Raw genomic sequence first — 24,806 nt, 5'->3', positions numbered from 1 at the left:
ATCTTATTTACAGAACTCTTTTACCTGCTCGTAAACGCCCTCGCCGTCGAGTTTGTATTTTGCAAGAAGAGCGACTGCCGGGCCGGACTCTCCGAAGACGTCCTGTACACCGATTTTCTTCACCGGAACCGGGCATTTCTCTGCCAGTGCGTCGCAGACTGCGCTTCCAAGTCCTCCGATCACCGAGTGCTCTTCTACGGTTACGACTTTGCCGGTCTCTTTTGCTGCTGCAACGATCAGCTCCTCATCCAGCGGTTTGATGGTGTGGATGTTGATGATCTTGGCATCAATGCCGTCTGCGGCAAGTTTCTCTGCTGCTTCCAGAGCGGAGCTTACGCAAAGGCCTGTTGCAACGATGGTGACATCCTTGCCTTCACGGAGAACAACGCCTTTTCCGAGTTCAAATTTGTAATCCGGTCTGTCGTTGATCACCGGCACTGCCAGACGTCCGAAACGAAGGTAAACCGGTCCGTTGTATTCATAAGCTGCTTTCACGCAGGCTTTTGCCTCTACATCATCTGCCGGGTTCAGGATGACCATACCCGGGATGGTTCTCATCAGGGCGATATCCTCGTTGCACTGATGTGTTGCGCCGTCTTCTCCTACGGAAATTCCGGCATGGGTAGCACCGATTTTTACGTTCAGATGCGGGTATCCGATGGAGTTGCGTACCTGCTCAAACGCACGGCCTGCGGCAAACATCGCGAAGGTGCTTGCGAACGGAACGATGCCTGTGGTGGAAAGGCCGGCAGCGATTCCCATCATATTACATTCTGCGATACCACAGTCGATGTGACGGTCCGGATATGCTTTTTTGAACACACCAGTCTTGGTTGCTGCTGCAAGGTCAGCGTCGAGTACGATCAGATTGTCATGCTCTGCGCCAAGTTCAACCAGTGCATTACCGTAACTTTCTCTTGTTGCGATTTTCTTTACTTCTGACATAACGCTTCACCTGCCTTTTCCAGTTCTGCCATAGCAATTGCGTATTCTTCATCGTTCGGAGCTTTTCCGTGCCAGCCTACCTGGTTCTCCATGAAGGAAACGCCTTTTCCTTTTACGGTCTTTGTGATGATGGCGGTCGGCATGCCTGTTACGGTGCGCGCCTCATCAAATGCAGCTTTCAGCTGATCGAAATCGTTGCCGTCCGCTACGTTGATTACGTGGAAGTTGAATGCCTCGAATTTTTTGTCGATCGGGTACGGACTGTTGACATCTGCTACGTTTCCGTCGATCTGAAGTCCGTTGTTGTCTACGATCACAACGAGGTTGTCCAGATGTTTTGCTCCGGCAAACATGGCTGCCTCCCAGACCTGACCTTCCTGGATTTCACCATCGCCAAGAAGTGTATAAACACGAAATGCTTTGTTCTGCAGTTTTGCACCGAGTGCCATTCCGACTGCTGCGGAGATTCCCTGTCCGAGGGAACCGCTTGACATATCAACGCCCGGGATATGTTTCATATCCGGATGTCCCTGCAGATAAGATCCAAGATGGCGAAGGGTCAGCAGATCTTCTTTCGGGAAATAACCTTTTTCAGCCAGTGCTGCATACAGTCCCGGCGCTGTGTGGCCTTTCGAAAGTACAAAACGATCGCGGTCCGGATCTTTTGGATTTTTCGGGTCCACGTTCATTTCTTCAAAATACAGATACGTGAAAATATCGGCTGCAGACAGAGATCCGCCCGGATGGCCGGCCTTTGCTGCATGAACGCCGCTGACGATCCCTTTGCGGATCTCATTGGCCGTCTTCTGAAGTTCTAACTTGTTCATGTCTTTTCTCCTTGTTTAGTTGAATCGGAATCAAAAGCTGGAAATATCGCTATTGTTCACTTTGTTCACAATACCATATTTCCAGCTTTTATGCAATCATGTTTAGGTCTTATTCGCCGAATACAGCTTTGTAGTCAGCCTGGAATTTTGCGATTCCGGCGTCGGTCAGAGGATGTTTGGTCATCTGTACGATTACGTTGTATGGAACAGTTGCAATGTCTGCACCAGCCAGTGCGCAGTCGGTTACGTGGATCGGGTTGCGGACACTTGCTGCGATGATCTCGGTGTCGATGCCGGCTACGTCGAAGATCTCAACGATTTCACGGATCAGATCAACGCCGCGGGTGCTGATGTCATCGAGTCTTCCAAGGAATGGGGAAACATAAGTTGCACCTGCTCTTGCAGCCAGAAGTGCCTGGTTTGCGGAGAAGATCAGGGTTACGTTTGTCTTGATGCCCTCTGCGCTCAGAACTTTAACAGCTTTGAGTCCTTCTACGGTCATCGGGATTTTAACAACCATGTTTGGATGGATGGCTGCGATCTCACGGCCTTCTTTGATCATGCCTTCTGCATCTGTTGTGGTAGCTTTTACCTCGCCGCTGATCGGTCCGTCTACGATCTCGGTGATCTCTTTGATGACCTCTTTGAAGTCACGTCCTTCTTTTGCGATCAGGGACGGGTTGGTGGTAACGCCGCAGATAACGCCCATGTCGTTTGCTTTTTTAATGTCCTCTACTTTTGCTGTGTCGATGAAAAATCTCATGTTGTTTTTCCTCCCATATTCATACTTTCGTAAGGTTTCGGGGCCTGTTGTTTTCCGCAGAACGGCTCCGTTTTTCTGTTATCTCCAGTATAAATATGTTTGGTTTTTCCGTCAAGTCGGCCTCATTTTTATTAATTAATTTTATCATTTATAAATACCATTTTATAAATTACTCTGGCGGATTTTTTCTCATTTTTTCCGGTTTTTCCTTTTCTTTGTGTTTTCCCGGTTTGCGCCGGAGCTGTTTTATTCAAAATTATTAATAATAATTTCAGCCGTCCTATTTATTTTTTAATTTTTCGGTTCTTGCATACGAAGTGCTGCGCCGCACGATCAGTTTCGGCTCATACTCGACATGATACGTGCTTAAGGGTTCATTGCCGTCCTGGCTTTCCCGAAGAGACTGGATTTTCCGCAGGATGATATCGCACGCATCGCGGCCCTTCAATGGCACATAGTGGTCGATCGTCGTCAGGGAAATCGAGCGGAAGCTGGAATAGACGGTGTTGTCACATCCCACTACGGAAATATCCGCCGGAATGCGCAGTTTGCTCTTGAGCACGGCGTCCATGATCCCGAACGCGATCATATCATTCATGCCGACGATTGCCGTAAGGTTCTTGTCCTCCCGCAGCAGTTCCTTCGTCAGATAATAGCCCATCTTGTACTCAGAATCCATGCTCGGGATCACTTCGTCGAGGTCCTCATCCGCCGATTTGACGATCACGCCGTCGCCGTATCCTGCCTCCTCAAACTCGCGCACAAAGCCTTCCACGCGTTTCAGGCGCTGACCCTGTTTGGAAGTCAGCGGAGGTGAAACAAACGCCACATGCCGGTGTCCCAGTTCCAGCAGGTGGCGTGCCATCAGCCTGCCGGGTTTTGCATTGTTCAGCTCGACCGCATCAATTTCCAGCAGTTCTTCCCGGTTGTTGATGATGACAAGCGGAATCTCCGCGGCCAGCTCCTCCACTTTTTCCTTGCAGCTTCTGCTCGGATTGCAGGTGTAGATAATGCCGCGCGGGCGCACACTCTTCATCATCCGAAGATAATTCTCTTCGATTTTCAGGTCCCTCTGCGTATTGCAGACAAAGACCCCGTAATTCTTCTCTTTTGCAACTTCTTCGATGCCGTGCAGCAGCATCACATAGTAAGGATTCGTCAGCGTCGGACAGAAGACGACGATCAGCTTGTTGCCGTTCGACTCTCTTCTCATCTTCCGCCGCGGAATCTGGTAGCCCATCTCTTTTGCCGCCGCCTCCACTTTTTCCACCGTTTCCCGCGAGAATGAAACGTTTTCTCTCCGGTTCAGGATCATGGAGACCGTCGCCTGGGATACGCCTGAGGCTGCCGCGACATCGCTGGATGTCACTTTTTTTCTGCCCATAATTACAGCTCCGTTCTGCCCTCTAACGCACGCAGAAGGGTGACTTCGTCAATATTTTCCAGATCGCCGCCCACCGGAACGCCGCTCGCAATCCGCGTCACCTTGATGCCGGTCGGCTTGATCAGCTTGCTGATGTACATGGCCGTTGTCTCGCCCTCCAGACTGGAGTTTGTGGCAACAATGACCTCCGAGACATCGCCCTGGAGGCGCTGCATCAGCTCTTTTAACCGGATGTCGTCCGGCCCAATCCCCAGCATCGGGGAGATGGCCCCGTGCAGGACGTGGTAAACGCCGTCGTATTTTCCGGTTTTTTCATATGCCGCAAGATCCTGCGTCGTCTCCACCACCATGATCACGCTGTGGTCGCGCTTGACATTTGCGCAGATCGGGCACAGCTCTTTGTCGGTCAGGGTCTGGCAGCACTTGCAGTACTGGACGTGGGATTTTGCTTCTGTGATCGAATCAGCCAGCCGTTTTGCCTGGTCGGCCGGCATATTCATAATATGAAAGGCCAGTCGCTGTGCGGTTTTCACACCGATGCCAGGCAGACGGGACAGCTGCTCGATCAACTGATTGATGTATCCGCTGTAGTAATCCATCAGAACGGGAATCCTCCGCCCATGCTGCCGAGTCCGCCGGCAAGTTTGCCCATAGCTTTGGCTGCCTCGTCCTCAACTTTGCGCAGTGCTTCGTTGGTTGCTGCCATGATCAGATCCTCGAGCATTTCTACGTCGTCCGGATCTACGGCATCTTCGCTGATTTTAACTTTGGTTACTTCTTTTTTACCGGAAATGGTTACTTCTACGGCTCCGCCGCCTGCTGTCGCAGTGAACTCTTTCTCCTCCAGTGCTTTCTGGTTCTCTTCCATCTGCTTCTGCATTTTCTGAGCCTGCTTCATCAGATTGTTCATGTTGCCCGGCATTCCTCCCGGGAATCCTCCTCTTTTTGCCATGGGTAATATCCTCCTGAAAAATTTGTTTTTAATTTATTCTTCCCCGTCGTCGAAGTCGCTCTCGTCGTCCTCCTCGACCGGGATTCCATGAATCGCCTGCGTCAGTGCATCATCCACGGAAATCGTGGAGAGCGCGGCGTTTGCATGCTGGTCTGCTAAAATGAGCTGGACCTCTACGGTTTTTCCAGTCATCTGTTCAATAATGGTGCGGATCTCATCGGCTGCCTCCGGCCGCTCAACGTAGATGGATGCGAGCTGGTCTGCAAACTCAACAAACAGTTTGGCGTCACCCGTCTCGCTGTTGTATTTCGGAACGGCGCTCTGCAGAAACTGGCGGAACATGCCGCTTGTCTGGCCGACAATTGCCTTCCAGGACGCGCTGATGCGCTGTAAATCCGCCGGTGCGGCTTTCACTGGTGCCGGTGCACTCTGCGGTGTTTCTGCCGCCGCATAGCCGTCTCCGGCCGCTCCGGAGCCTCCTGCACTGCCGTTTCCTGCTCCCGGTGCATTTGTCACCATCATCGGGATTCCGCGCTCCATTTTTTCTTCGAGAATCCTAAGCCGCTCCAGCACGGATTCGAGGTTCTGCTCCATCTGCGGTTTGCAGAGTTTGACGAGCGCCACCTCAACGAGCACGCGCTTCTGCGCCGCATAGCGGAGCTGGCCGGAGAGCTCGGATAAAACGCGGATATAGTGGATCAGCGTCTCATCGTCTACCATCGTGCTCTCTTCTTTTAAGAGCTTCAGGTTTTCTGTAGAGACGTCGAGCAGTTCTTCGGTTTCATCTGCGCTTTTTACCAACAGCAGATTCCGCAGATACCACGTAAAGTCGGTAACGAACTGTCCCAGCTCTTTTCCGCGGTTTAAAAGGGTTTCCAGCGTGCGGATGCTTCCCGTTACATCTCCGGCGAGGATCGTGCGGAGCATCTGGCTGAAGATTTCGGCATCAACAGTTCCGAGAACTTCAAGGACTTTATCGTACGTCAGCTTCTGCCCGAGGTAGAAGGCGATGCACTGGTCCAGGAGGCTTAACGCGTCTCGCATGGAGCCGTCGCCCGCCTTTGCGACGTAGCGGATGGCTTTTTCTTCGACGTCCACGCCCTCTTTTTCCATCAGTTCACTAAGACGCGCCGCAATGGTGTCGATCGTGATGCGGCGGAAATCGTACCGCTGGCATCTGGAAAGGATCGTCACCGGGATTTTGTTTGCCTCTGTGGTCGCCAGAATGAAGATGACATAGGACGGCGGCTCCTCCAGGGTTTTTAAGAGTGCATTGAACGCTCCGGTAGAAAGCATATGCACCTCATCGATGATATAGACTTTATACCGTCCCTGTGTCGGCCGGTAGGCTACCTCCTCACGGATTTCACGGATGTTGTCGACACCGTTGTTTGATGCCGCGTCGATCTCGATGACGTTCGTGGAAACGCCCGCCAGAATCGCCTTACACGTCGGACATTCGTTGCACGGGCTTCCGTCCACGGGATGTTCGCAGTTGACCGAGCGGGCGAGAATCTTGGCGATCGTCGTTTTTCCTGTTCCGCGGGTTCCGCAGAACAGGTACGCATGACCGATGCGGTCCGCGCGGATCTGATTTTTTAATGTTGTTACAATGTGATCCTGTCCTTTTACATCCTCAAAGGTGGAAGGACGAAATTTTCGATACAGAGCAGTATAGCTCATAAAATTTTTCTCCTTTTATTGCATCGGCATGGAAGCCTGCCGCCGGCAGTTTCTTTTGGACAGCAGTGCAGCAGAAGAACGGAGACCTTGTTCTTCTTGCTTTAAGGCCTCCGTTCTTTTTCCTTGCCTTTTTCGGGAACGCATCAATCGCCGAAGCTGATTCCCATCCGTTTTGCCTGCAGGACTTCCTGTGCATTCGGATCTACGGTCTTTAATTTTCCGGCGCACTCGCCCAGCGGAATTTTCTTTACTTTTCCGTTGACCATTCCGACCATGTAGCCGTACTGTTTGTCCAGAATAAGCTGTGCTGCCTCGGATCCGAGTCTTGTGGAAAGGACACGGTCATACGGACACGGGCTGCCGCCTCGCTGCATGTGGCCCGGTACGGTGACACGGATTTCCATGCCTGTCTTTGCCTCGATCTCTTCTGCGATCTTGTAGGATACGGACGGATATTTCTTTGCGATTTCTTCCTGACGTTTTTTCAGTTCTTTCTTCGGAAGTGCTGCGTCTTCTTTTGCAATTGCACCCTCGGCAACGGCAAGAATGGTGAATCCGCTTCCGCGTTCTTTTCTCTTATTGATGGCTTCGCATACTTTGTCGATATCGTATGGGATTTCCGGGATCAGGATGACGTCTGCGCCGCTTGCGATTCCGGCGTACAGGGTCAGCCAGCCTACTTTATGGCCCATGACTTCCACGATGAAGACTCTCTGGTGTGAGGATGCTGTCGTGTGGATGCAGTCGATCGCATCGGATGCAATATTGACGGCACTGTAGAAACCGAAGGTCATATCCGTTCCGTAGATATCATTATCGATGGTTTTCGGAAGATGGATAATATTCAGTCCTTCCTCTCTCAAGAGGTTTGCTGTTTTCTGGGTTCCGTTTCCGCCAAGAATGACAAGGCAGTCCAGAAGAAGCTTGTGGTAGGTATGCTTCATTGCTTCCACTTTGTCCAGACCGTTTGCATCCGGGGTACGCATCAGCTTAAATGGCTGACGTGAGGTTCCGAGAATGGTTCCTCCCTGTGTTAATATACCGGAAAAATCTTTTGCACTGAGCATGCGGTAATCGCTGTAGATGAGGCCTTTATAGCCGTTCATGAATCCGTATACTTCGAGATCTTTTACATTGTTTGCAAGGCCTTTTACGACTCCGCGCATGGTCGCATTTAATGCCTGGCAGTCTCCGCCGCTTGTTAACAGACCAATTCTTAACATATGACTTTTCCCATCCTGTTCTTTATTAGATTTTCACGACTGCTTCTTGTTTCTTGGCAGTATTATGGAATGTTTACATTATACCCTATTTTTTTCGTTCTCACAATAGTTCGGGGGAAGAAAGCGCGGGAGTTTCTATTTTTTGTACGAAAAAAGGAAGTCTGGGGTTCAGGCTTCCTTGGATTTTCTTTTTTATGCGCGCCGCACTTCGAACTCTCACCACAAACGTTACTCCTACAGCCTACTCGGCCCAGGCACCCTCACGGCACACAGGAGGTTCCACTTAGTGCTGCTGCATTCCTGCCCTGACACGGTTCATGGAGTCCTGTTGCGTAAGACCCAGACGTCAACGTCACTTATAGAAGGCAGCTTCGCAATGAAAGAGCCCTCGGATTGGCATCACCCCCGCTGTAGCGGATTGCGGGTACAGGGCACCGCTATCTCCCCGGCTGCGCATTGTTTAGTATACGGGATTTCGGAGGGGATGTCAAGGAATTTGTGAATTGAAATATTGGTATAGCACGAGTATAATTTATAGTAAGGCCAGAAAATAACGCAAAAATTCAGTACCGCAGAGTGTGAACGACTGCTTCACAGATTTTCGTCGTACCCTGGTACGCCTTTCCATCTGTTTTTTACAATTCTCACTCTGCAACACTGCTTTTTTCATTATTTTCAAGATTTGCTATCGATAACTTTTTGAAAATGATACATTTTTTTCTTATAGAAGGAGGATGGACGAATGATACGAGTTACGGTCTGGAATGAGTTTCAGCATGAGCGAACGCAGGAGAAAGTGAAAGAGATTTATCCGGACGGGATTCACACCTGTATTGCAAAGTTTCTGAGACAGGAGGAGGAGCTTTCGGTTCGGACGGCTGTGTTTGACGAGAAGGAGCATGGGCTGACGGAAGAAGTGCTGGCAAATACCGATGTGCTGGTGTTCTGGAATCATATGCTGCAGGAGGAGTTCTCGGACGATGTGGCCGAGCGGGTTCGGCGTCATGTGCTGGCCGGAATGGGGCTGGTAGTTCTGCATTCAGGGCATTATTCCAAGATTATGCGGAAGCTTCTCGGAACAAGTATGACGCTTCGGTGGCGGCATGGGGATCGTGAGAGACTGTTCTGTACGTGTCCGACCCATCCGATCGCGCAGGGAATTCCGGCATGGGTGGATATTCCGGAGGAAGAGATGTATGGGGAGTTTTTTGATATTCCTAAACCGGATGATGTGGTATTTACGGGATGGTTTGCAGGCGGTGAGGTGTTCCGCAGCGGATGCACCTTTACACGTGGGCTGGGCAAAATTTTCTATTTTCAGCCGGGACACGAGGAATACCCCATTTACCATATGCCGGTGATTCAGAAGATTATCAAAAATGGGGTGCGCTGGTGCGTTCCTGTAGTACGAAGACCGGCACCACTGGATAATGCATGGGTGAATCCATCTACGGAGGAAGTGTATCTTTCTTCACACCAAAAATAGCAGCTGCAGTTTACCGATATCTGTATCCCGTTTGATTTTTTCAAAACAGGGGTCTGATTTCACGATCAAAAATGTTCTGCAATACACGGATGGAATCTGCGTACACATTGCATAAATCAGGAGGAAATGTTATATGAGAAAGCTTTCCGTTTTTTACGAACACATTCTACAGGCGTGTGAGCAGTCCGGTAAGACGATTCCGGAAGTGCTCGCGTTCTGCAGGGAGCAGGGAATTTCGGCTGTTGAGATGAACTACAGTCTGTTTGCATCAGAAAGAGAGGTCATTGCCCCGATGCTTTCCGATGCGGGGCTGGTGATCAGCTGTATGCATGAAACCTTTGATTTTTCCCATGATACGGATCTTGGCAGAGCACAGCAGATGCTCGATACTGCGGCATCGCAGCAGGTTTCGCGTGTCCTGTTTGTTGCAGGCGCGCTTGAAACTGCCGAAGCGGCAGAGCTTGCAGCCTGCAGCAGCACCTATGAGGCAACGAGTACTTTTATGGCCGAAAACAAATCGATTCAAAATATGGTACATGCGCTTTCCTCACTCGCCGAATATGCGGCTTTACGTGGCGTTTCGATTACCTTAGAGGACTTTGACGGTTTTTTACAGCCGTTTGCACGCACATATCCGCTGCTCTGGTTTATGGAGCACGTGCCGGGGCTGCGGTATACGCTTGATATCGGAAATTTTGCTTTCAGTGATGAGGATGTTTCGTATGCTGCCTGGCTTCTGAAGGATTATATTGTCCATGTTCACTGTAAGGATCGTGCCGAAAGTCCGCTCGTTCACGGACGTTTCTGCCGCGGCCTTGGCCAGACACCGGCCGGAACGGGATATCTGCCGATGGCAAAGCTTCTTACAGATTTAGAAGCGTGCGATTATGACGGTTATCTCGCCATCGAGCATTTCGATGCGCCGGATCAGTTATCGTTCATCGAACAGTCCGCAGCGTTTCTGCGCCAGTGGGTTTCCGAATAATTCCGCCTCTTTCATAAGCGCTCTGATTTTCGGAAAATTTCGTATTTCCGGGGAGAAATTCAGCAAGGAAAATATGTCGAAAAAATTCTTTACTATCTTTGGTTTTTTCGTATCTTTTCCTTGCTTTCCAGGGAAAACATGGTAAACTAAATTTGAAGCTTTTTGAGAAGGCATGATTCGAAAAGCAAATCTAAAACAAGAGGGTTTTAAAGTAATGGGAGAAATTATTATTCCGCAGGGTTACAAATCTGCATTAAACCTCCACGATACACAGGTGGCAATTAAAACAGTAAAGGATTATTTCCAGCATGAGCTGACACATCGTCTGCATCTGCTCCGTGTAACAGCTCCACTTTTTGTACAGCCGGAAACCGGCTTGAATGACAATCTGAATGGCGTAGAACACCCGGTTTCTTTTGAGTTAAAGGATCAGGGTACCAAGAAAACCGCTGAAATTGTTCAGTCTCTGGCAAAATGGAAACGGTACGCACTTCACAAATACGGCTTCTCTGAGGGAGAAGGCATCTACACCGATATGAACGCCATCCGCCAGGACGAGGTGACCGACAACATTCACTCCGTTTACGTGGATCAGTGGGACTGGGAAAAAATCATGTCCCCGGAAGAACGCAATCTTGATTTCTTAAAGAGTACCGTAAAAGATATCTATGAGGCACTGAAAAACACGGAAAAACATATGGCAGACCAGTACGACTACATCGAAACCATTCTGCCGGATGAAATTTTCTTTATCACTTCCCAGGAACTTGAGGATCGCTATCCGGATCTGACTCCAAAGGAAAGAGAGTATACAATCACCAAAGAAAAAGGTGCTGTCTTTATTATGCAGATCGGCGGCGTGCTTGCTTCCGGAGAGCGTCAGGACGGACGTTCCCCGGACTACGACGACTGGTCCTTAAACGGCGACCTGATCGTTTATTATCCAGTGCTTGACATCGCTCTTGAGCTCTCCTCCATGGGTATCCGCGTCAACGCAGATGCTCTCCGCGCTCAGTTAAAGGAATGCGGATGCCAGTCCCGCGCGAAGCTTCCCTTCCAGAAATCCATTCTGAACGGCACTCTCCCGCAGACAATCGGCGGCGGTATCGGACAGTCCCGTATCTGTATGTTTTTCCTGCGCAAAGCGCACATCGGAGAGGTACAGTGCTCGGTATGGCCGATGGAGACACGAGAGGTGATGGATGTGATGAATATTCAGCTTCTGTAAGATTGGTTTCGAATAGACTATTACTGTAAAAGGGATACGTTTCCTGTCCGCCTGTTTTCAGGGTATGACAGAAACGTATCCCTTTTATATTTTCCTGCATTGCTGCTGCATTTCGTCCTTACATCAAATCTTTTTCTGCTTTTCGCGGTTTCAGAACCGTTCTTCCAAAAGCTCAAGCAGTTCCTCTCTCTGAAAGGATGCTGTCTTAATTTCATCACCGGAAAGGATCTCTTCCGCCAGCTCTTTTTTCATCTGCTGAAGCTTGATGATTTTTTCCTCGATGGTTCCTTTTGCAATCAATTTGTATACCGTCACAACATTTTTCTGCCCAATACGATGTGCACGGTCTGTCGCCTGATTTTCAACAGCAACATTCCACCATGGATCGTAATGGATGACGATATCCGCGCCGGTCAGGTTCAGGCCGGTTCCACCTGCTTTCAGGGAAATACAGAATACAGACGTGTCATCCCGGTTGAACTGTTCCACCATTTGTGCACGCTGCTCTTTTTTCGTGCTTCCCTGCAGGACAAAGCAGCTGATGCTTTCTTCCTGCAGACGCGCGGTCAGGATCTCGATCATCGAAGTGAACTGGGAGAACAGCAGGATTTTGTGGCCGGATTCCACGGCACTCTGAATCAGCTCGATACAGAGATCGAGTTTTGCCGAACCGCCTTCGTAATTTTCGTAAACAAGCGCAGGATCACAGCAGAGCTGACGCAGCCGCGTCAGTTCAGAGAGCACCTGGAACCTGGAATCGGCAAATTCTTCCTCTGTCTGGTTCTGCAGCATAAGCGCCAGCCGCTGGGCATGTGCATGATACAGCTCCTTCTGCTTCTGTTCCATGCAGGCAGCCATATTTTTCTCAATTTTGTCCGGCAGATCCTTCAGCACTTCCTTCTTCAGACGGCGCAGAATAAACGGACGGATCATCTTTTGCAGACGTTCTAATCTTTCTTCGTCGCCGTTCCGCACAATCGGAAGTTCAAACTGCTCGCGGAATTTCTGATATCCATAGAGGAATCCCGGCATCAGATAATCAAAGATGCTCCATAGTTCACTTAACTGGTTTTCTACTGGTGTTCCGGTTAATGCCAGGCGGAACGATGCATGGATCGTTTTCACGGCTTTTGCTCCCTGCGTTGCGTGATTTTTGATGAACTGCGCCTCATCAATGATCTCGCAGAAGAACGGGAGATCCTGATACAGTTCGATATCGCGGCGGAGCAAATCGTACGAGGTAATCAAAATATCCTGCATACCGGCATTTTGGATCATCTCTTTCCTCTGTTCCTGTGTGCCGGCGACGAGTCTCGTCCGCAGCTCCGGAGCAAAGCGGGCACATTCGCTCTCCCAGTTATAGACGAGAGATGCCGGTGTAACGATCAAAGAACGACGATTTGCATCTTCGGGTGCTTCCTGCATTTCAGATAAGAGAAAGGCGATGGTCTGCAGCGTCTTTCCAAGTCCCATATCATCCGCCAGAATACCGCCAAAGCCGTTCTGGCATAATGTTTTCAGCCACCAGAATCCTGTTTTCTGATATTCACGGAGCTGTGCCTGCAGATTGTCCGGAAGTTCAAAATCGTTCTCCTCTGCAGTTTTCATATTTCGGATCAGCATACGGAACTCGCGGTTTTTCTCAACCTGAAGATCATCCTGCTCTTTTAAACGGGTATCGAGGTAGAGTGCTCGGTATTTCGGAATTGTGATCTCGCCGCTCTTCAGCTTTGCCTCGGAGATCTGCAGATTTTCCCGCAGTTCCGAGAGAACGCGGATACCGTCCTCGTCCATATCCATAAATTCACCGGTCCTCAGGCGGTAAAATTTCTTTTTCCGGTCATATTTTGAAAGAATCTCTGCCAGTTCCTCCATGCCAAAATTGCCCGGATTCAAATGAAGTTCCAGTACATTTTCTGCGAGGGATACACCGACAGAAACTTTCGGGGACGGGATGACACGGATCGCTTTTAACCGGTCAGAAACAAAAATTTCGCCCAGTTTCTGCAGATCTTCCATACCGCTGCTTAAAAACTCATACATCTCATCGGCTCCCTGGCGAACCATCTGATGTTTCCGCGCATCATAGGCGCTGAAACAGGATCGAACGAGCTGGTTTGCCGCTGCTTCTTTCCGTACATCACGGCCATGGGAAAGCTGATGGATATCGTTTGCATCTGCAAAAACATTGTATTTTTTCTCGCCATAGACAGCCAGAAGTTCGCAGGTAATCATATCATGCTGCGGCGCATCCAGATAAATCTGAAATTCCACCTGCGGCGGAAGATACTGCTGTAATTCCAGCTTTTCTTCTTTTTTTACCTTAAAATGTTCCTCCAACACCGGGAGAAGTCCCTGGCAGAAGGTCGGGATATCTTCTTTTGCAATTTCACAGACTCCGTCCGGACATCGCTCCATATATTCCAGGAATTCGCAGACTTCTGCTATCTCTTCCCTTGGGATTCGGTAAATTGTATTTTTTTCTGAAAGAAAATACAAATATTTTCTGCCATAAAAAATGGGATCCGCGTACATCTGTACCTTTAGGCCATCTGCTTTCCGTAAAAGCTTCATTTCATACTGCGGCATTCCCTCCTGGCAGTGCCACAGTTTTTCTTCTCTCCAGTTCGTACGACAAAAGAACTCCTGGCTGCCAACAGCCTCAAAAAATTCATCCATATTCTGCACAGAAATCATCACATAACGGTCATCAAAGCAGGACGCATAGCTGCCGGTACCTATCTGATAGCATGAGCCGCGTTCCATGGTATATGCGCTCAGAAATTCTACCATCGGACGGCTTTCTTCTTCAAAAGCATCCATACAGTGCAAAAAAGAAAGCTGCGCACCGTAGCTGACCGTTTCCATATTTTTTACAGCTGCTGTCATTTTGGAAACACTTTTTAATACATACATCCTTTTGCTTCCGATTTTAAATTCTGCCCGAAAGGAATCGTCAAACTGGCTCTCCAGATGAATTTCCAGTTTAACCTGACCTGCTTTTGCTTTCGGCAGAAAAGCAACCTGATCCCGCATCACATAATGTGAAAGCAGTTCAGAAAAACCGGGGCTCGTCTCTGCTTTTGGTGTTGGTTTTACTACTTTTCTGACAATTTTATGTTCTCCCTGGAATTCTTCCATTCCTTTTTTCACGCCGACAGCACGAAGAAGCTGCTCCAGTTCCTGATGTTCTTCGTCATTTCTCACTTTTTCTTCCAGTTTTTTTCTCTCTTTTTTCCGCCATTCAAGATAGTACAGCAAAACAGCGACACAATGTTTGCACAATCCCCAGTACTGCTCATGTGCCGGACAATCACAATCATCTTCCATAATTTCAGACATTTCTTCATCTACAGAAACGCTGACACAATACATATTTTTTCCGCTTCCGTCTACGACAGCTGTAATTTTATGCAGTTGATATCCGAAAATATCCTCCATTTCCTGTACCTGAAAAGCATGCACTTTCTGTTCTTCATAGATCTTTTTTCCACGGTTATATGATACGGAATTCGTCTCCTGTTTGATGTCCGCCTTTGTAATCATGCTGGTAAAATCCTTTCTGTTCTATCTTTTCCCATCATTCACAATTCGTATTTTACAGATTCTGGTTTTGATCACATCCGGGTCAAGATCTCCACTGTAGTAAATGGGAATCCCACTCTGTACGATCAACGAAATCAGTTTTAATGCTGCATACCGCGGCTGTCCCGACGTACACAGCAGCGACACATTCTTTCCCTGCACCTGTTCCATAAGATAGCTGAATACCATTTTGTTTTCCACAATGTATACACACGTTCCGACAGGCTGTACTTCTGTAATACCCTTCAGATTTTCCATGGTAAGCACATACGGTTCCCCGCATCGGCAAAAGGCTTCATATGCCGGATGCCATATCTCCTGTTTTTTCAAACGAATTCCAAACGCATGTACCAGGGAAGAAATATTATCCGGCACAACTCCCACGCACTGCAGCAGTTCTCTCCATTGCATTCGGTACTGATAAATAAGAGGTTTCATCAATTGCCTCCAAGTAGTCCATCTTTTTTTCCTTTCTTATTCTCTTTTATTTCAACTAATAAAAATTATATCATATCCTGCTATATATGATAAGTTTCTTTTGGTTAAAAACAGAAAAACCCCGGCCGCCTTACGGCGCCGGGGTCTCTTACGTTTGAGCACAAGTATCTTTCGATACAATTATATTTTATTTCCCGCAGTGCTTTCCTCGATTTCGCTTCGCTCCATCTCGGTCGGGCTGTCGCCCTATAAATTCTCCGACTAATGCCCTTGTGTGAGCAAGCTCCCACCGGTCATTACTCTCCGAATTTGCACTGCTCATAGATAACCGAAATTAGTCGATCAGAGTAGCAACACGGCCTGATCCAACGGTACGGCCACCCTCACGATACTTTAATCCCGTTTTATCTCATATTTTTTATGGTTTTCTCTCCAAAATACAGTGAAAAACAGCTGAATTGCACCACCTATTTTGATTTGCCTGATTTCTTGGCACCGTTTTGGCACCGGAGAATACTCAAACCGATTCTCTTCTGTAGATACTAGATACTTCTCTACCAACTTTATATTGCACCGGTAATTTTTAACTGTTATAATCGAAACATGGGTGCTACCATAACGGTAGGCGGTTAGTCCTTCTCCAGAGGGACTGTGACCCTCTGATTACATAGAAACCTGTAAAGGAATCCAGTGGAAAGGAGGGCTAAGCCAATGAGTATTGTGGACTTCATAGCAGTAGTGAGCTTCGGCTTAACCTGCTTTAGTATCGGATATACATTAGGCAAAGATAATCATAAACCACAAAAATAACCGCCCCAGCCTGCAAACTGAACGGTTATTTTTGTAATCAATAAGTATGTGGACTAACCGTCTATCGGTAGCACTCTTTTTCTATAATCATATTAGCACGCATCTGTGGAAATGTCAAAAATTTTCTTCTTTCTCAACTACATCTATTTCCATACATTTTTACAACCTATTTCAAGTGTTCCTCAAAAATTGATTCGAGTTCCTTATTCCCCCTCAAGAATTCATACTCTTTCTTATTTTCAATTTCCGAATACAATTCACGAACAAAATTTTTTCCAAGTCCCGAAAAAGCTTTTCCCTGTGCAGTATCTTCATACCTGTAATACAAAGGGGATTGTGTCATATTCCAAGGCTTCTGTGATTCACTTAATAATCGCTTAATTAACTGGATACATTTTTCTACATCTTTTCGATATCCAGCAATCAGCAGATATGGAACTGTGTTGCCATAATTCCATAGTCCAAACAATGATATCATGTGATCTGTAATCTCAGCAATTTTCTCTGCTTTATCATGATTTCCTGTCTCTTCTTCCATTTCTATTAACTTATACAAGTAGCTTTGGATATTGATAACTGCCTGTAGCAATTTCCCTTCTAAGAATAATGCAGCAGTATCTGTTCCTTCCTGATGTGCTAATACACTTGTTTTCATAATCGTTGCATCAATTACAGTATCAGGAATTTTTTTCAAAAGGGCATTTGCTTCTTCATATTTCTCCATTTGGACATATTTTGTTGCAAGTATAAAAACGCTTGAATTTCTCACTCTTTCATCCTGACTATCTGCTGTTCGTTCCAGCCACTCAATAATAGCTGTATTATATTCCATTCGTTCTTCGTCATTAAGATCTGACAAAGTCAAAGATCCGTTCAGAACGGTTGCGATCGTATATATTAATAAGTCGCAATGAGGATACTCCTGTATTTTACGAGATGCCATCTCGAAAGCCTCTGTAAAGCTGTCCAATGAAACTTCCGAAAGTTCATTCACAAATTGTCCAATCTCTTTTTCTGTCAATTCTTCATGAAACGAAAACAATTCATTCATATCAATTTTCAATAGTCGTGCCAAAGCTGGAAGTAATGAGATACGGATATATGGTAACGCTGTATCAGCTCAAAGAATATCTGTAAACTTGGGTGCTGCCCCTTGTTCTCAATGTTCGCAAGGTAGCGCGGCGAGATAAACATTTCGTCGCCTACTTTCTTGCGGCTTTCCTTGCGTCCTTCACGCGCTGCCTTTATCGCTGCCCCAAAAGCCTTGAAGTCGTATTTTGGTACTGGTCTTTTTGCCATAGTTATTCACCCTCTTACATTTTACTGTTCCCCTTTCTTCTTGGATATGTCTACATAGTTCTATCAGTTAGCCAAAATAATTCATATATATATATGTTGACAACAAGCTGCTTTTGTATATAATATTATATAAAAGGGGGGGAATGTTTATGTTACATAGCATGCGTATTCGATAAGCATTGAAATCAAAAAAGATTTTTCCCATTTTCAATATGGGCTTTTTTGTCATGCTTATTTTGCGTATGCTATACAACAAAACTAACGACGTATAGACATAGTATAAAAACTATGCCTTAATTTTGTTGTAGTATTATATGTATAAATGCAGGTCAATGCTCATGTTGAGAATTGACCTGCATTTTTTTGCGCAAAAGGAGAAATATTATGCTTGAAAAATATTGGATAAAATGTCCAATTTGTAACGGAAAGACGAGGGTTCAAGTATTTTATAATACGGTATTAAGAAATTTTCCTCTTTTCTGCCCTAAATGTAAATTAACGCATATCGTTGATGTTGAAAAACTAGAAATCATAATCAAAAACTCTGAAAAACAAACTTTTTAATTTTGAAAAGGAAGGATATTTAAATGAAACACTTACCTAAAAGTACACCTACGGAAATATTGAATGACCCATACGGATTTACTTACAAAGAAATGTCGGAAGTAATTGGAGAGGATAAAGCAAGAGCCTTATATACGGAATTGTATAAACAGCCATTTCACAAAGAAAATCTATCAATATCAACAAAAAAAGTCTATAAAAGTAGCGATACTGAAAAGTATGTTTATGAATTGAAAGATAACAGGTATATTGAAACGGTTTTTATTAAACGGCGAGATGGTGGGACTGTTTGCGTAAGTACGCAAGTTGGTTGTTCTGTTGGCTGTATTTTTTGTGAGTCCGGACGCAATGGTTTTGTTCGTAATCTAACACCGTCTGAAATTGTGCAGCAGGTTGTATTGATACGTCAAAAAGTAAATCGTATCGTTTTTATGGGAATGGGAGAACCTTTATTCAATTACGACAACTTGATTGCAGCAATCCATATTCTTCGAGATAGAAATGGACTTAACTTTCCAACCGACGGCATTACCGTATCAACAGTTGGTCCAGTTAATCAATTAAAAAAATTGCGCGAAGAACATCTAAAAATTCAGTTGACAATATCTTTACATGCAGCAACACAGGCTGCGAGAAACTGTATCATTCCTCATATGCACATGTACGCTATTGAAGATGTTGTTAAGCAAGCATTGTCCTATTCTCAAAGGCATAATCGAAAAGTGGTATTTGCGTATTTGCTTTTACCAGGTATAAATGACCGTTCCTCAGATATAAGGCAACTTGCAAAATGGTTTAAGGGCAAAAATGTTATGATTAACGTGCTGCAATACAACCCGACGAGTAATTCAAAAATTAGAGCACCACAAAAACAAGAAATGGTTGCGTTCAAACATCAATTAGAGCAAACAGGACTTGAAGTTACCATGAGAGTTTCTCATGGTAGAGAGATTAAAGCAGCTTGTGGACAGTTAGCTAATACATATAATAAAGCCAAAAAACAACAGAAATAATTTAATTAAAAGAGCCAGACGCACAGACGCAGAGCCGATAATATGCAGTTTGAAATACTGCTGTTATCGGCTCTTTTTTGATTTTAATTTGTGCCCCTAATAACCATATTGGAGCAAAATCAGAACTGTTGCTTGTCGTTCTTTGATTTCCGCAGCAGCTTTGAAAAATCAAAGCCGCCGTTTCTTTTTATCTTCTAATGAAATGACGCGGTATCACTGTTAAAAGCGGCGGCTAAAGGAGGTAGCCGCCATGAAGCACATACCCTATCGACAAAATCCGACGGTCATTGACATATCAAAAAAAGCCCGACCACCGCCGGGAACCTCTCTACCCTTGACTATGAACTGTCTAATCATCTAAATACTGCTTACAATACCTATACGCCTGTCCGGGCTTTTCGGACAGGCGTATTTTGCTGCTCAAAAAATTTTTTGAAAAAATTTCAAAAAATCTTCGGCGTTTTTCAAAAACGCCGTATTGCCCCGCGAAAAGGGGGAAGCACCACCAACTTTCCAACGAGAAAGGAGGTGAGAATGTGGAACCTAATAGCAGGGAGTTTTACAAACAATGTGCTTTTCAGAAGTTTCAACACCATTTCTTCTGCACTAGCTTTTATATTATTCATCAGTCTAACCCACTTCGTCCGATTCTGTACCTTTAATTCTTCAGTTACGCCCTGTTTTTCTGCCATCTGTTCCATAAGCATTTCCACCTGCTCTCTGCTCTCCTGATCAATTTGATTCAGGTGTTCCGTCAGCTTTCCAGTCAACAACAAATATTGATATTTTGCTAATCTGTGTTCCTTCAGAAACTGTTTCCTCAGCATTCCATATTTCCCATATATCGGTTCTTCTTCATTCAATACCAAATCCGGCAAATAATAATCTCCATGCAAAGTATAGCTTAATCCGTTCTTTTCATCATAAATGTGTGTTTCCATAATCTTATCTCTCCATTTCTCTGTTTTTTGATTTAGTTTTCTTACGCTGCTGATTCTCCATCTCGCTTTTTTTCATTCCCCATGCCAATCTTTCATGAATATTTCCCTTCGGCATTTGTTCCATCCGTCGCTTTTCTTCCAGGACTTTCTCGTTTTGAATATCCTGCTGTACTGCTGTATCTACAGTTTCTATTCCAAGAACACGCACAACACGATCATACCTATCAGAAACACCTTGTAATATATCTTTTTCTTCTGACAATTTCTGATTATCTTTACGTATATCATCCAGTTCTCTCTGAATAGCATTATATTTTTGTTTCACCTTTTGATATTTTCTCTTCCAACCTTCCACCTCTTTCGTAAGTTCTTTAACCTGAGCCGCCATTACAGCAACCTTATTCTTTATTTGAAGAAACAGTGGTTTAATTTTTTTATCTCGATAGGTTACTGCCCGTTCTAGCGTGCCCGCCTCCGGCAGTAACATTTTAACCGTTCCATATTCTTTGATTTCTTTGCTCACACTATCCATAATCGGTTGTAGCTGTTCTCTGCGATCTTCCAGGCTTTTTAGTTCTTTTTCTGCGCTCCCTGCCTTTTGTTCTGCTTCTTGCTTCGCCTTGATTGCCTGTTCCTTATCGTCTTTTAAATTCTGGATATCTGCTCTGGATTCTGCAATTTGTGCTGTTAATTCTTCTTTTTCAGCAGTTAGATGCTCTTTCTCCTGCTCCAATTCCTGTACTTCCTTTTTCCGTTCTTTTTTCTTGAAGTTATAGACATCCAGATGTTCCTCATGAGTACCTTTCTGTTCCCATTCAATTCCATACTGCTTTGCAGTCTCTGCCAGAACTTCTTTTTCATGATTTATCCACTGATTCAGTTCCGTATCATGCTTATTTCCACCTTGAAATCCAAGACTTTTTAATGCCTGTTTCAGTGAAACTCTGGTATCCATTCCTTTTCCTTTCCAGTCCGTCACATAAGGAATAAAATCAATATGGAGATGTGGAGTAGCCTCATCCTGATGCAGATAGCAACTAAATACCCGAAGTGTCGGATTCCGTTTCTGGAAATCTTTTACATACTCATCCAGTACGTTTACAGCCAGATCTCCTGCTTCTGTTCCAACAGCCATATCTTCTCGGTTTCCAATCTGGAAAATCACTTCATGGAACAACTTTTCCTGTTTTCCTTGGCGAATCTTTTCATAATAATTTGTAATCTGCCGATCTTTTCTTTTCCCGACATTATACCGTTCTACAGCTTCATCAAACAGCTCTTTATAGACTTCTTTCAGATTCTCATTCCGGTAACAAATATTTAATTGCACTCTGTCTGGATCAACATTTTCTGCTATAAAATCTCGTCTGTTATGAGCCAGAGACCCTGTCCCGATCATACCACTGATTGTTCGTTTCATCGTCATATTCCTCACCCCGCTTTCTAAAACCAGTGCCAGACATGGCACATAAATTTGTATCTTTGCCAGCTATAGTATAAAAAGAAATATTCGCCGGATACGGCGGTTTTGTTACTTTTGTCAAAAGTAACGCAAAAGCACTTTCGACAGCCGTACCGTCCATCAAAAGTACCCTTGCGCCCTCCGGGGGTACAGAGACCTTTACTCCGGTATCCTTGCCCGAATATATTCCAAATCACCACAATACGGTGTCCCTACAAGATACCATTCTCTTGCAGGATTCATTTCCATTCTGGTCTGAACCCATTCATCATCAAGCAACACTTCCAGGCATTCTCCACAGTGAAATCCTGTATCAATCCATAGATCTGATGATAATAATCCATATCTTTTGTTATAACTGTTATATCCTAATCTTCCTTCTCTCATTGTGCCAATCTCCTTTCATCTACCGTTTCCGCAGGGGCGCCCTGAATCAGGGCTCCCTTTTGAAAATTCTCTTCTACGCCAGTCAACTCCCGACTACACCTTACCAACATTCTCCTTGTCTGCTATCTACAGGTGCGTGACACGCTCCTGTAATAAAGTGTTCAGAAAGAACCTTTACCATCGAAAGTTCTCCGGTATTCCCCGTCTGTCCAGATATTCCTTCCGGAACTTTTCTCTTTCTTCTTCCGTTGGTGCTGTTTTGGATTTGCTGTATACTTCACGATTCACCATTGCATCCAGTTTTTTCTCCAATCCCAACCGTATTATTTCTTCACCATCGTAGTTATCCATCAAAAAATATTGCAAGAGCTGAAAGAATAACTCGTATGGAATCTGTACACTTTTATTTTGCATCTATTCTCCTTTCAAGGTAGCAAGATCCCCTCTTCTTAAGAAATGGTAATCTTGCCATCTTCCATTTTTATTCTGGCAACATCCAATACCATTGCTTTCCACGTTTTACGGAATCAATTTCAAGTTCCCGTTTGGCGTTCCATAGCGTTTTACTTTTGATTCCTCTGGCTTCTGCTTCTTCTGCAATTTTCTTCTGAGTCATTCCTCCATTTGCCAGTATCTCAAGGAGAAATTCTTTTGCTTTCCGACTTTTCTGTCCTCTTCCGTCTCCATTAAGAAGTTCATCGGCACTGATATCATATTCTCCAATCCATTCAAACCCATTATTCTTATCCAGTCTGAATGCAATGGACGTTCCTTCCGGTGCAAGAGAACTCTTCGTATGACATACCACTCTTACTTCCGGTTCATCTTTCACTCGCCCGACAATCAGAACACTTCTTGCAGCAGCCTGAAAATCAATGGAGCCAAGTCCTCGATAAGAAGATTTGCCGTTGCTGTTTTTGTTCATATGACCGATTAAAATAACTGCACAGTGATATTTTTCTGACAGCACTGCGATACGCTTCATCAGTGGTCTGATCTCATTTGCCCTGTGCATATCTACGTCCGCTCCCAGAAAGCCCTGTATCGGATCAAGAACAACCATTTTTGCTTTTGTCTGCACGATTGCTTCTTCCAATCTGACATCTGCCATTGTCAGTGGCTGGTCACTGTCATCAATCACCAGCACCTTTGAACAATCTGCACCTGCAGCAAGTAATCTGGGTTTGATAGTATCTCCAAGTCCATCTTCTGCTGTCTGATAGATTACATTTACAGGTGACACAGAAGACTGTTCCTGCATATTATCTTCAGCATCTAAATCTTCATTCTCACTATCGACTTCATCACTTCGTTTTTCTTTTGTTTTCGTTTTATCAGTAACAGGAAGAATCGGCTCTCCTCTGGTCAGTTTTGCAATAATCTGAAGTACCATCGTTGTCTTGCCTTCTCCTGGATCTCCCTGTATAATGGTCACTTTTCCATAAGGAATAAACGGATAAAGCAGCCATTCTACCTGTTCCACCTCTACTGAATCCATATTGATCAGTTTCAGTTTTGGTTCTATTCTACAATTCTCAATTTTATTTTTTTCATTCATATTCATTCCATCATCTCCTCCTGCCCTTCCGGGCAAGTCTCTGATGAACAGATATTCGGGAATTGTCGTATTTCCCGATTCGTGATATACTGAATCTGCCAAGATGGTATATCAGTGAATCTGATTATCAGAGAACTTGCTCAGATTATTTATCTGGGCTTTTTCTTTTGCCTTTTCAACATTCATCTCTTTCTTCTCCCAATCCGGTAACAGCATTTCCATTTTCATTATCCAGAAGATTTGCAATCTTTCTCTGCTGATTTGGATAAAGATGTCCATAAGTGTTCAATGTGATACGAATATCTTTATGACCTAATCTGTCCCGAATCAATAACGGTTCCACACCTTTCTCAATAAGATAAGCCACATGGCTGTGCCTGATATCATGCACTCGAATTTTCTTCACTCCTGCCAGCTCAATCTGCCGTTTCATCTTATGCTGTACCGCTTCCTGAACAACCGGAAATAATCTTTCTGTATCCGGCATTCCGTAATGACCATCTACAAATTCCTTAATTTCCTCTTTCAGAAATTCCGGAATTTCGATTGTCCGAAAGGACTGTTTTGTTTTCGGTTCTGTGATAATATCCTGCATTCCTGTCCGGTAATAAGTCTTATTGATACTAAGCTGATTCTTTTCAAAATTGATATCAGCTTTTGTAATCGCAAGCAGCTCCCCGATCCTGCATCCAGTCCAGAACAGCATCTCAAACATAAGATAATATCTTGTTCCCGGCTCCATTGTCTGTATAAACTGTTTGTACTCGTCCAGTGTCCAGAAGTTCAAACTTCTTGAATCTGAATTTCCCATTCGTTTCACTTTCTTGCATGGATTAACCGGCAAGTCATAGATTTTAGCTGCATGTGTAAACAGACTGGTCAACTGATTCTGAATCATTCTCAGATAAGAATCTGAATAGCCTTTTTTCTGAATTTCATTCTGCCACTGAATAATCTGTGAAGCCTTGATTTCACTCATCATCTGATTTCCGAAGTATGGAACGATATGCTGTTGCATCATATATCTTTTATTTTTGATTGTTCGATCTTTCAGATCATTTTGTTTGTCTGAAAAATAAATCTCAATAAAATCGCTCAGCTTCATATCCATACTTCGCTCATTGCTCAACTTTTTGCTTCGTTCAAACTCCAATGCTTCTCGCTTTGTTTCAAATCCACGCTTTCTGCGTTTTTTCTTCTCACCCATGACATTTGTCTCAAACCACTGGGCTGTCCATTTTTTTGTGTCTTTTTCTCTGTAAGCCATATTGAT

The 24,806-nt window shown here is 45.1% G+C and carries 22 protein-coding genes, 1 other RNA gene and 1 pseudogene; 5 read left to right on the top strand and 19 right to left on the bottom strand.

The features are described 5' to 3' along the window. Positions 1 to 3: 3 nt before the first annotated feature. The 9 genes from I2G42_RS05315 to ffs form a co-directional block, all read right to left on the bottom strand. Positions 4 to 945, bottom strand: a complete 942-nt coding sequence (locus I2G42_RS05315; protein WP_022463274.1) for a transketolase family protein — start codon at positions 943 to 945, stop codon at positions 4 to 6. Beyond that, complete coding sequence (locus I2G42_RS05310; protein WP_055219293.1) at positions 933 to 1,772, bottom strand: transketolase; 840 nt, start codon at positions 1,770 to 1,772, stop codon at positions 933 to 935. Before I2G42_RS05310 ends, I2G42_RS05315 begins: the two co-directional genes overlap by 13 nt. Positions 1,773 to 1,881: 109 nt before the next feature. Then, entirely contained in the window at positions 1,882 to 2,535 is a 654-nt protein-coding gene (gene fsa, locus I2G42_RS05305; RefSeq protein WP_022463272.1) for a fructose-6-phosphate aldolase, read from the bottom strand. Between the two features lie 280 nt (positions 2,536 to 2,815). Next, positions 2,816 to 3,919 carry a LacI family DNA-binding transcriptional regulator gene (locus tag I2G42_RS05300; RefSeq protein ID WP_195530814.1) on the bottom strand — a complete coding sequence of 368 codons (1,104 nt, stop codon included), beginning with the start codon at positions 3,917 to 3,919 and terminating at the stop codon, positions 2,816 to 2,818. Positions 3,920 to 3,921: 2 nt separating this feature from the next. Continuing rightward, entirely contained in the window at positions 3,922 to 4,518 is a 597-nt protein-coding gene (gene recR / locus I2G42_RS05295; RefSeq protein WP_055219289.1) for a recombination mediator RecR, read from the bottom strand. Then, positions 4,518 to 4,871 carry a YbaB/EbfC family nucleoid-associated protein gene (locus I2G42_RS05290; RefSeq protein ID WP_022463269.1) on the bottom strand — a complete coding sequence of 118 codons (354 nt, stop codon included), beginning with the start codon at positions 4,869 to 4,871 and terminating at the stop codon, positions 4,518 to 4,520. The genes recR and I2G42_RS05290 overlap by 1 nt, the downstream gene beginning before the upstream one ends. Before the next feature lie 33 nt (positions 4,872 to 4,904). Continuing rightward, a complete protein-coding gene (gene dnaX / locus I2G42_RS05285) occupies positions 4,905 to 6,554 on the bottom strand; it encodes a DNA polymerase III subunit gamma/tau (protein WP_055219287.1) in 1,650 nt (549 codons plus the stop codon). Between the two features lie 143 nt (positions 6,555 to 6,697). Beyond that, positions 6,698 to 7,777 (bottom strand): 6-phosphofructokinase, encoded by a 1,080-nt coding sequence (locus I2G42_RS05280; protein WP_055219285.1) that lies wholly within the window; start codon positions 7,775 to 7,777, stop codon positions 6,698 to 6,700. A 194-nt stretch (positions 7,778 to 7,971) separates the two neighbouring features. Then, an RNA gene (gene ffs / locus I2G42_RS05275) (signal recognition particle sRNA large type) lies at positions 7,972 to 8,234 on the bottom strand. Between the two features lie 285 nt (positions 8,235 to 8,519). On the opposite strand from ffs, the gene I2G42_RS05270 reads away from it, so the two are divergent. The 3 genes from I2G42_RS05270 (at position 8,520) to asnA (ending at position 11,476) form a co-directional block, all read left to right on the top strand. Next, a complete protein-coding gene (locus tag I2G42_RS05270; RefSeq protein ID WP_022463266.1) occupies positions 8,520 to 9,263 on the top strand; it encodes a ThuA domain-containing protein in 744 nt (247 codons plus the stop codon). Positions 9,264 to 9,396: 133 nt separating this feature from the next. Continuing rightward, positions 9,397 to 10,248 (top strand): sugar phosphate isomerase/epimerase family protein, encoded by an 852-nt coding sequence (locus I2G42_RS05265; RefSeq protein ID WP_022463265.1) that lies wholly within the window; start codon positions 9,397 to 9,399, stop codon positions 10,246 to 10,248. 214 nt (positions 10,249 to 10,462) lie between these two features. Next, the gene (gene asnA, locus I2G42_RS05260; RefSeq protein ID WP_022463264.1) at positions 10,463 to 11,476 is read left to right on the top strand and encodes an aspartate--ammonia ligase; all 1,014 of its coding nucleotides are present in this window, start codon (positions 10,463 to 10,465) and stop codon (positions 11,474 to 11,476) included. A gap of 150 nt (positions 11,477 to 11,626) precedes the next feature. On the opposite strand, the gene I2G42_RS05255 is transcribed toward asnA, so the two are convergent. The 4 genes and pseudogenes from I2G42_RS05255 to I2G42_RS05240 form a co-directional block, all read right to left on the bottom strand. Continuing rightward, entirely contained in the window at positions 11,627 to 15,022 is a 3,396-nt protein-coding gene (locus I2G42_RS05255) for an SNF2 helicase associated domain-containing protein (protein WP_195530813.1), read from the bottom strand. Positions 15,023 to 15,043: 21 nt separating this feature from the next. Further along, complete coding sequence (locus I2G42_RS05250; protein ID WP_195530812.1) at positions 15,044 to 15,499, bottom strand: DUF2399 domain-containing protein; 456 nt, start codon at positions 15,497 to 15,499, stop codon at positions 15,044 to 15,046. A gap of 976 nt (positions 15,500 to 16,475) precedes the next feature. Then, complete coding sequence (locus tag I2G42_RS05245; RefSeq protein WP_226799365.1) at positions 16,476 to 17,360, bottom strand: XRE family transcriptional regulator; 885 nt, start codon at positions 17,358 to 17,360, stop codon at positions 16,476 to 16,478. 32 nt (positions 17,361 to 17,392) lie between these two features. Beyond that, positions 17,393 to 17,608: pseudogene (locus tag I2G42_RS05240) on the bottom strand (helix-turn-helix domain-containing protein); the annotation flags it as partial. A gap of 384 nt (positions 17,609 to 17,992) precedes the next feature. Between I2G42_RS05240 and I2G42_RS05235 the strand changes: the two are divergent. Both I2G42_RS05235 and rlmN read left to right on the top strand, forming a co-directional pair. Then, a complete protein-coding gene (locus tag I2G42_RS05235) occupies positions 17,993 to 18,172 on the top strand; it encodes a cysteine-rich KTR domain-containing protein (RefSeq protein ID WP_002588768.1) in 180 nt (59 codons plus the stop codon). Between the two features lie 23 nt (positions 18,173 to 18,195). Beyond that, positions 18,196 to 19,185, top strand: a complete 990-nt coding sequence (gene rlmN, locus I2G42_RS05230; protein WP_002569187.1) for a 23S rRNA (adenine(2503)-C(2))-methyltransferase RlmN — start codon at positions 18,196 to 18,198, stop codon at positions 19,183 to 19,185. A gap of 464 nt (positions 19,186 to 19,649) precedes the next feature. Here rlmN and I2G42_RS05225 read toward each other — a convergent pair whose 3' ends face one another. The 6 genes from I2G42_RS05225 to I2G42_RS05200 form a co-directional block, all read right to left on the bottom strand. Then, positions 19,650 to 20,126, bottom strand: coding sequence for a TnpV protein (locus I2G42_RS05225; protein WP_008793036.1), 477 nt, complete (start codon positions 20,124 to 20,126; stop codon positions 19,650 to 19,652). 4 nt (positions 20,127 to 20,130) lie between these two features. Further along, a complete protein-coding gene (locus I2G42_RS05220; RefSeq protein WP_015541741.1) occupies positions 20,131 to 21,546 on the bottom strand; it encodes a plasmid recombination protein in 1,416 nt (471 codons plus the stop codon). Between the two features lie 201 nt (positions 21,547 to 21,747). Further along, the gene (locus tag I2G42_RS05215) at positions 21,748 to 21,975 is read right to left on the bottom strand and encodes a DUF5348 domain-containing protein (protein WP_008373546.1); all 228 of its coding nucleotides are present in this window, start codon (positions 21,973 to 21,975) and stop codon (positions 21,748 to 21,750) included. Between the two features lie 174 nt (positions 21,976 to 22,149). Then, positions 22,150 to 22,389 (bottom strand): hypothetical protein, encoded by a 240-nt coding sequence (locus tag I2G42_RS05210; protein WP_008793133.1) that lies wholly within the window; start codon positions 22,387 to 22,389, stop codon positions 22,150 to 22,152. 67 nt (positions 22,390 to 22,456) lie between these two features. Next, a complete protein-coding gene (locus tag I2G42_RS05205; protein ID WP_055152729.1) occupies positions 22,457 to 23,539 on the bottom strand; it encodes an AAA family ATPase in 1,083 nt (360 codons plus the stop codon). Between the two features lie 169 nt (positions 23,540 to 23,708). After that, entirely contained in the window at positions 23,709 to 24,800 is a 1,092-nt protein-coding gene (locus I2G42_RS05200) for a site-specific integrase (RefSeq protein WP_004850597.1), read from the bottom strand. Positions 24,801 to 24,806 lie beyond the last annotated feature (6 nt).

Origin of the sequence: Fusicatenibacter saccharivorans, from assembly GCF_015557635.1 — a bacterium.
GTDB classification, from domain to species: Bacteria; Bacillota; Clostridia; order Lachnospirales; family Lachnospiraceae; genus Fusicatenibacter; species Fusicatenibacter saccharivorans.
Note: the sequence above shows the minus strand (reverse complement) of the source record. Positions and strands in the feature narration are given on the sequence as shown.

Bases quoted from the DNA above. Each gene is read 5' to 3' on its own strand.
- I2G42_RS05315 (WP_022463274.1), bottom strand. From the start codon at position 945: ATGTCAGAAGTAAAGAAAATCGCAACAAGAGAAAGTTACGGTAATGCA.
- I2G42_RS05310 (WP_055219293.1), bottom strand. From the start codon at position 1,772: ATGAACAAGTTAGAACTTCAGAAGACGGCCAATGAGATCCGCAAAGGG.
- fsa (WP_022463272.1), bottom strand. From the start codon at position 2,535: ATGAGATTTTTCATCGACACAGCAAAAGTAGAGGACATTAAAAAAGCA.
- I2G42_RS05300 (WP_195530814.1), bottom strand. From the start codon at position 3,919: ATGGGCAGAAAAAAAGTGACATCCAGCGATGTCGCGGCAGCCTCAGGC.
- recR (WP_055219289.1), bottom strand. From the start codon at position 4,518: ATGGATTACTACAGCGGATACATCAATCAGTTGATCGAGCAGCTGTCC.
- I2G42_RS05290 (WP_022463269.1), bottom strand. From the start codon at position 4,871: ATGGCAAAAAGAGGAGGATTCCCGGGAGGAATGCCGGGCAACATGAAC.
- dnaX (WP_055219287.1), bottom strand. From the start codon at position 6,554: ATGAGCTATACTGCTCTGTATCGAAAATTTCGTCCTTCCACCTTTGAG.
- I2G42_RS05280 (WP_055219285.1), bottom strand. From the start codon at position 7,777: ATGTTAAGAATTGGTCTGTTAACAAGCGGCGGAGACTGCCAGGCATTA.
- I2G42_RS05270 (WP_022463266.1), top strand. From the start codon at position 8,520: ATGATACGAGTTACGGTCTGGAATGAGTTTCAGCATGAGCGAACGCAG.
- I2G42_RS05265 (WP_022463265.1), top strand. From the start codon at position 9,397: ATGAGAAAGCTTTCCGTTTTTTACGAACACATTCTACAGGCGTGTGAG.
- asnA (WP_022463264.1), top strand. From the start codon at position 10,463: ATGGGAGAAATTATTATTCCGCAGGGTTACAAATCTGCATTAAACCTC.
- I2G42_RS05255 (WP_195530813.1), bottom strand. From the start codon at position 15,022: ATGATTACAAAGGCGGACATCAAACAGGAGACGAATTCCGTATCATAT.
- I2G42_RS05250 (WP_195530812.1), bottom strand. From the start codon at position 15,499: ATGAAACCTCTTATTTATCAGTACCGAATGCAATGGAGAGAACTGCTG.
- I2G42_RS05245 (WP_226799365.1), bottom strand. From the start codon at position 17,360: ATGAATGAATTGTTTTCGTTTCATGAAGAATTGACAGAAAAAGAGATT.
- I2G42_RS05235 (WP_002588768.1), top strand. From the start codon at position 17,993: ATGCTTGAAAAATATTGGATAAAATGTCCAATTTGTAACGGAAAGACG.
- rlmN (WP_002569187.1), top strand. From the start codon at position 18,196: ATGAAACACTTACCTAAAAGTACACCTACGGAAATATTGAATGACCCA.
- I2G42_RS05225 (WP_008793036.1), bottom strand. From the start codon at position 20,126: ATGGAAACACACATTTATGATGAAAAGAACGGATTAAGCTATACTTTG.
- I2G42_RS05220 (WP_015541741.1), bottom strand. From the start codon at position 21,546: ATGAAACGAACAATCAGTGGTATGATCGGGACAGGGTCTCTGGCTCAT.
- I2G42_RS05215 (WP_008373546.1), bottom strand. From the start codon at position 21,975: ATGAGAGAAGGAAGATTAGGATATAACAGTTATAACAAAAGATATGGA.
- I2G42_RS05210 (WP_008793133.1), bottom strand. From the start codon at position 22,389: ATGCAAAATAAAAGTGTACAGATTCCATACGAGTTATTCTTTCAGCTC.
- I2G42_RS05205 (WP_055152729.1), bottom strand. From the start codon at position 23,539: ATGAATATGAATGAAAAAAATAAAATTGAGAATTGTAGAATAGAACCA.
- I2G42_RS05200 (WP_004850597.1), bottom strand. From the start codon at position 24,800: ATGGCTTACAGAGAAAAAGACACAAAAAAATGGACAGCCCAGTGGTTT.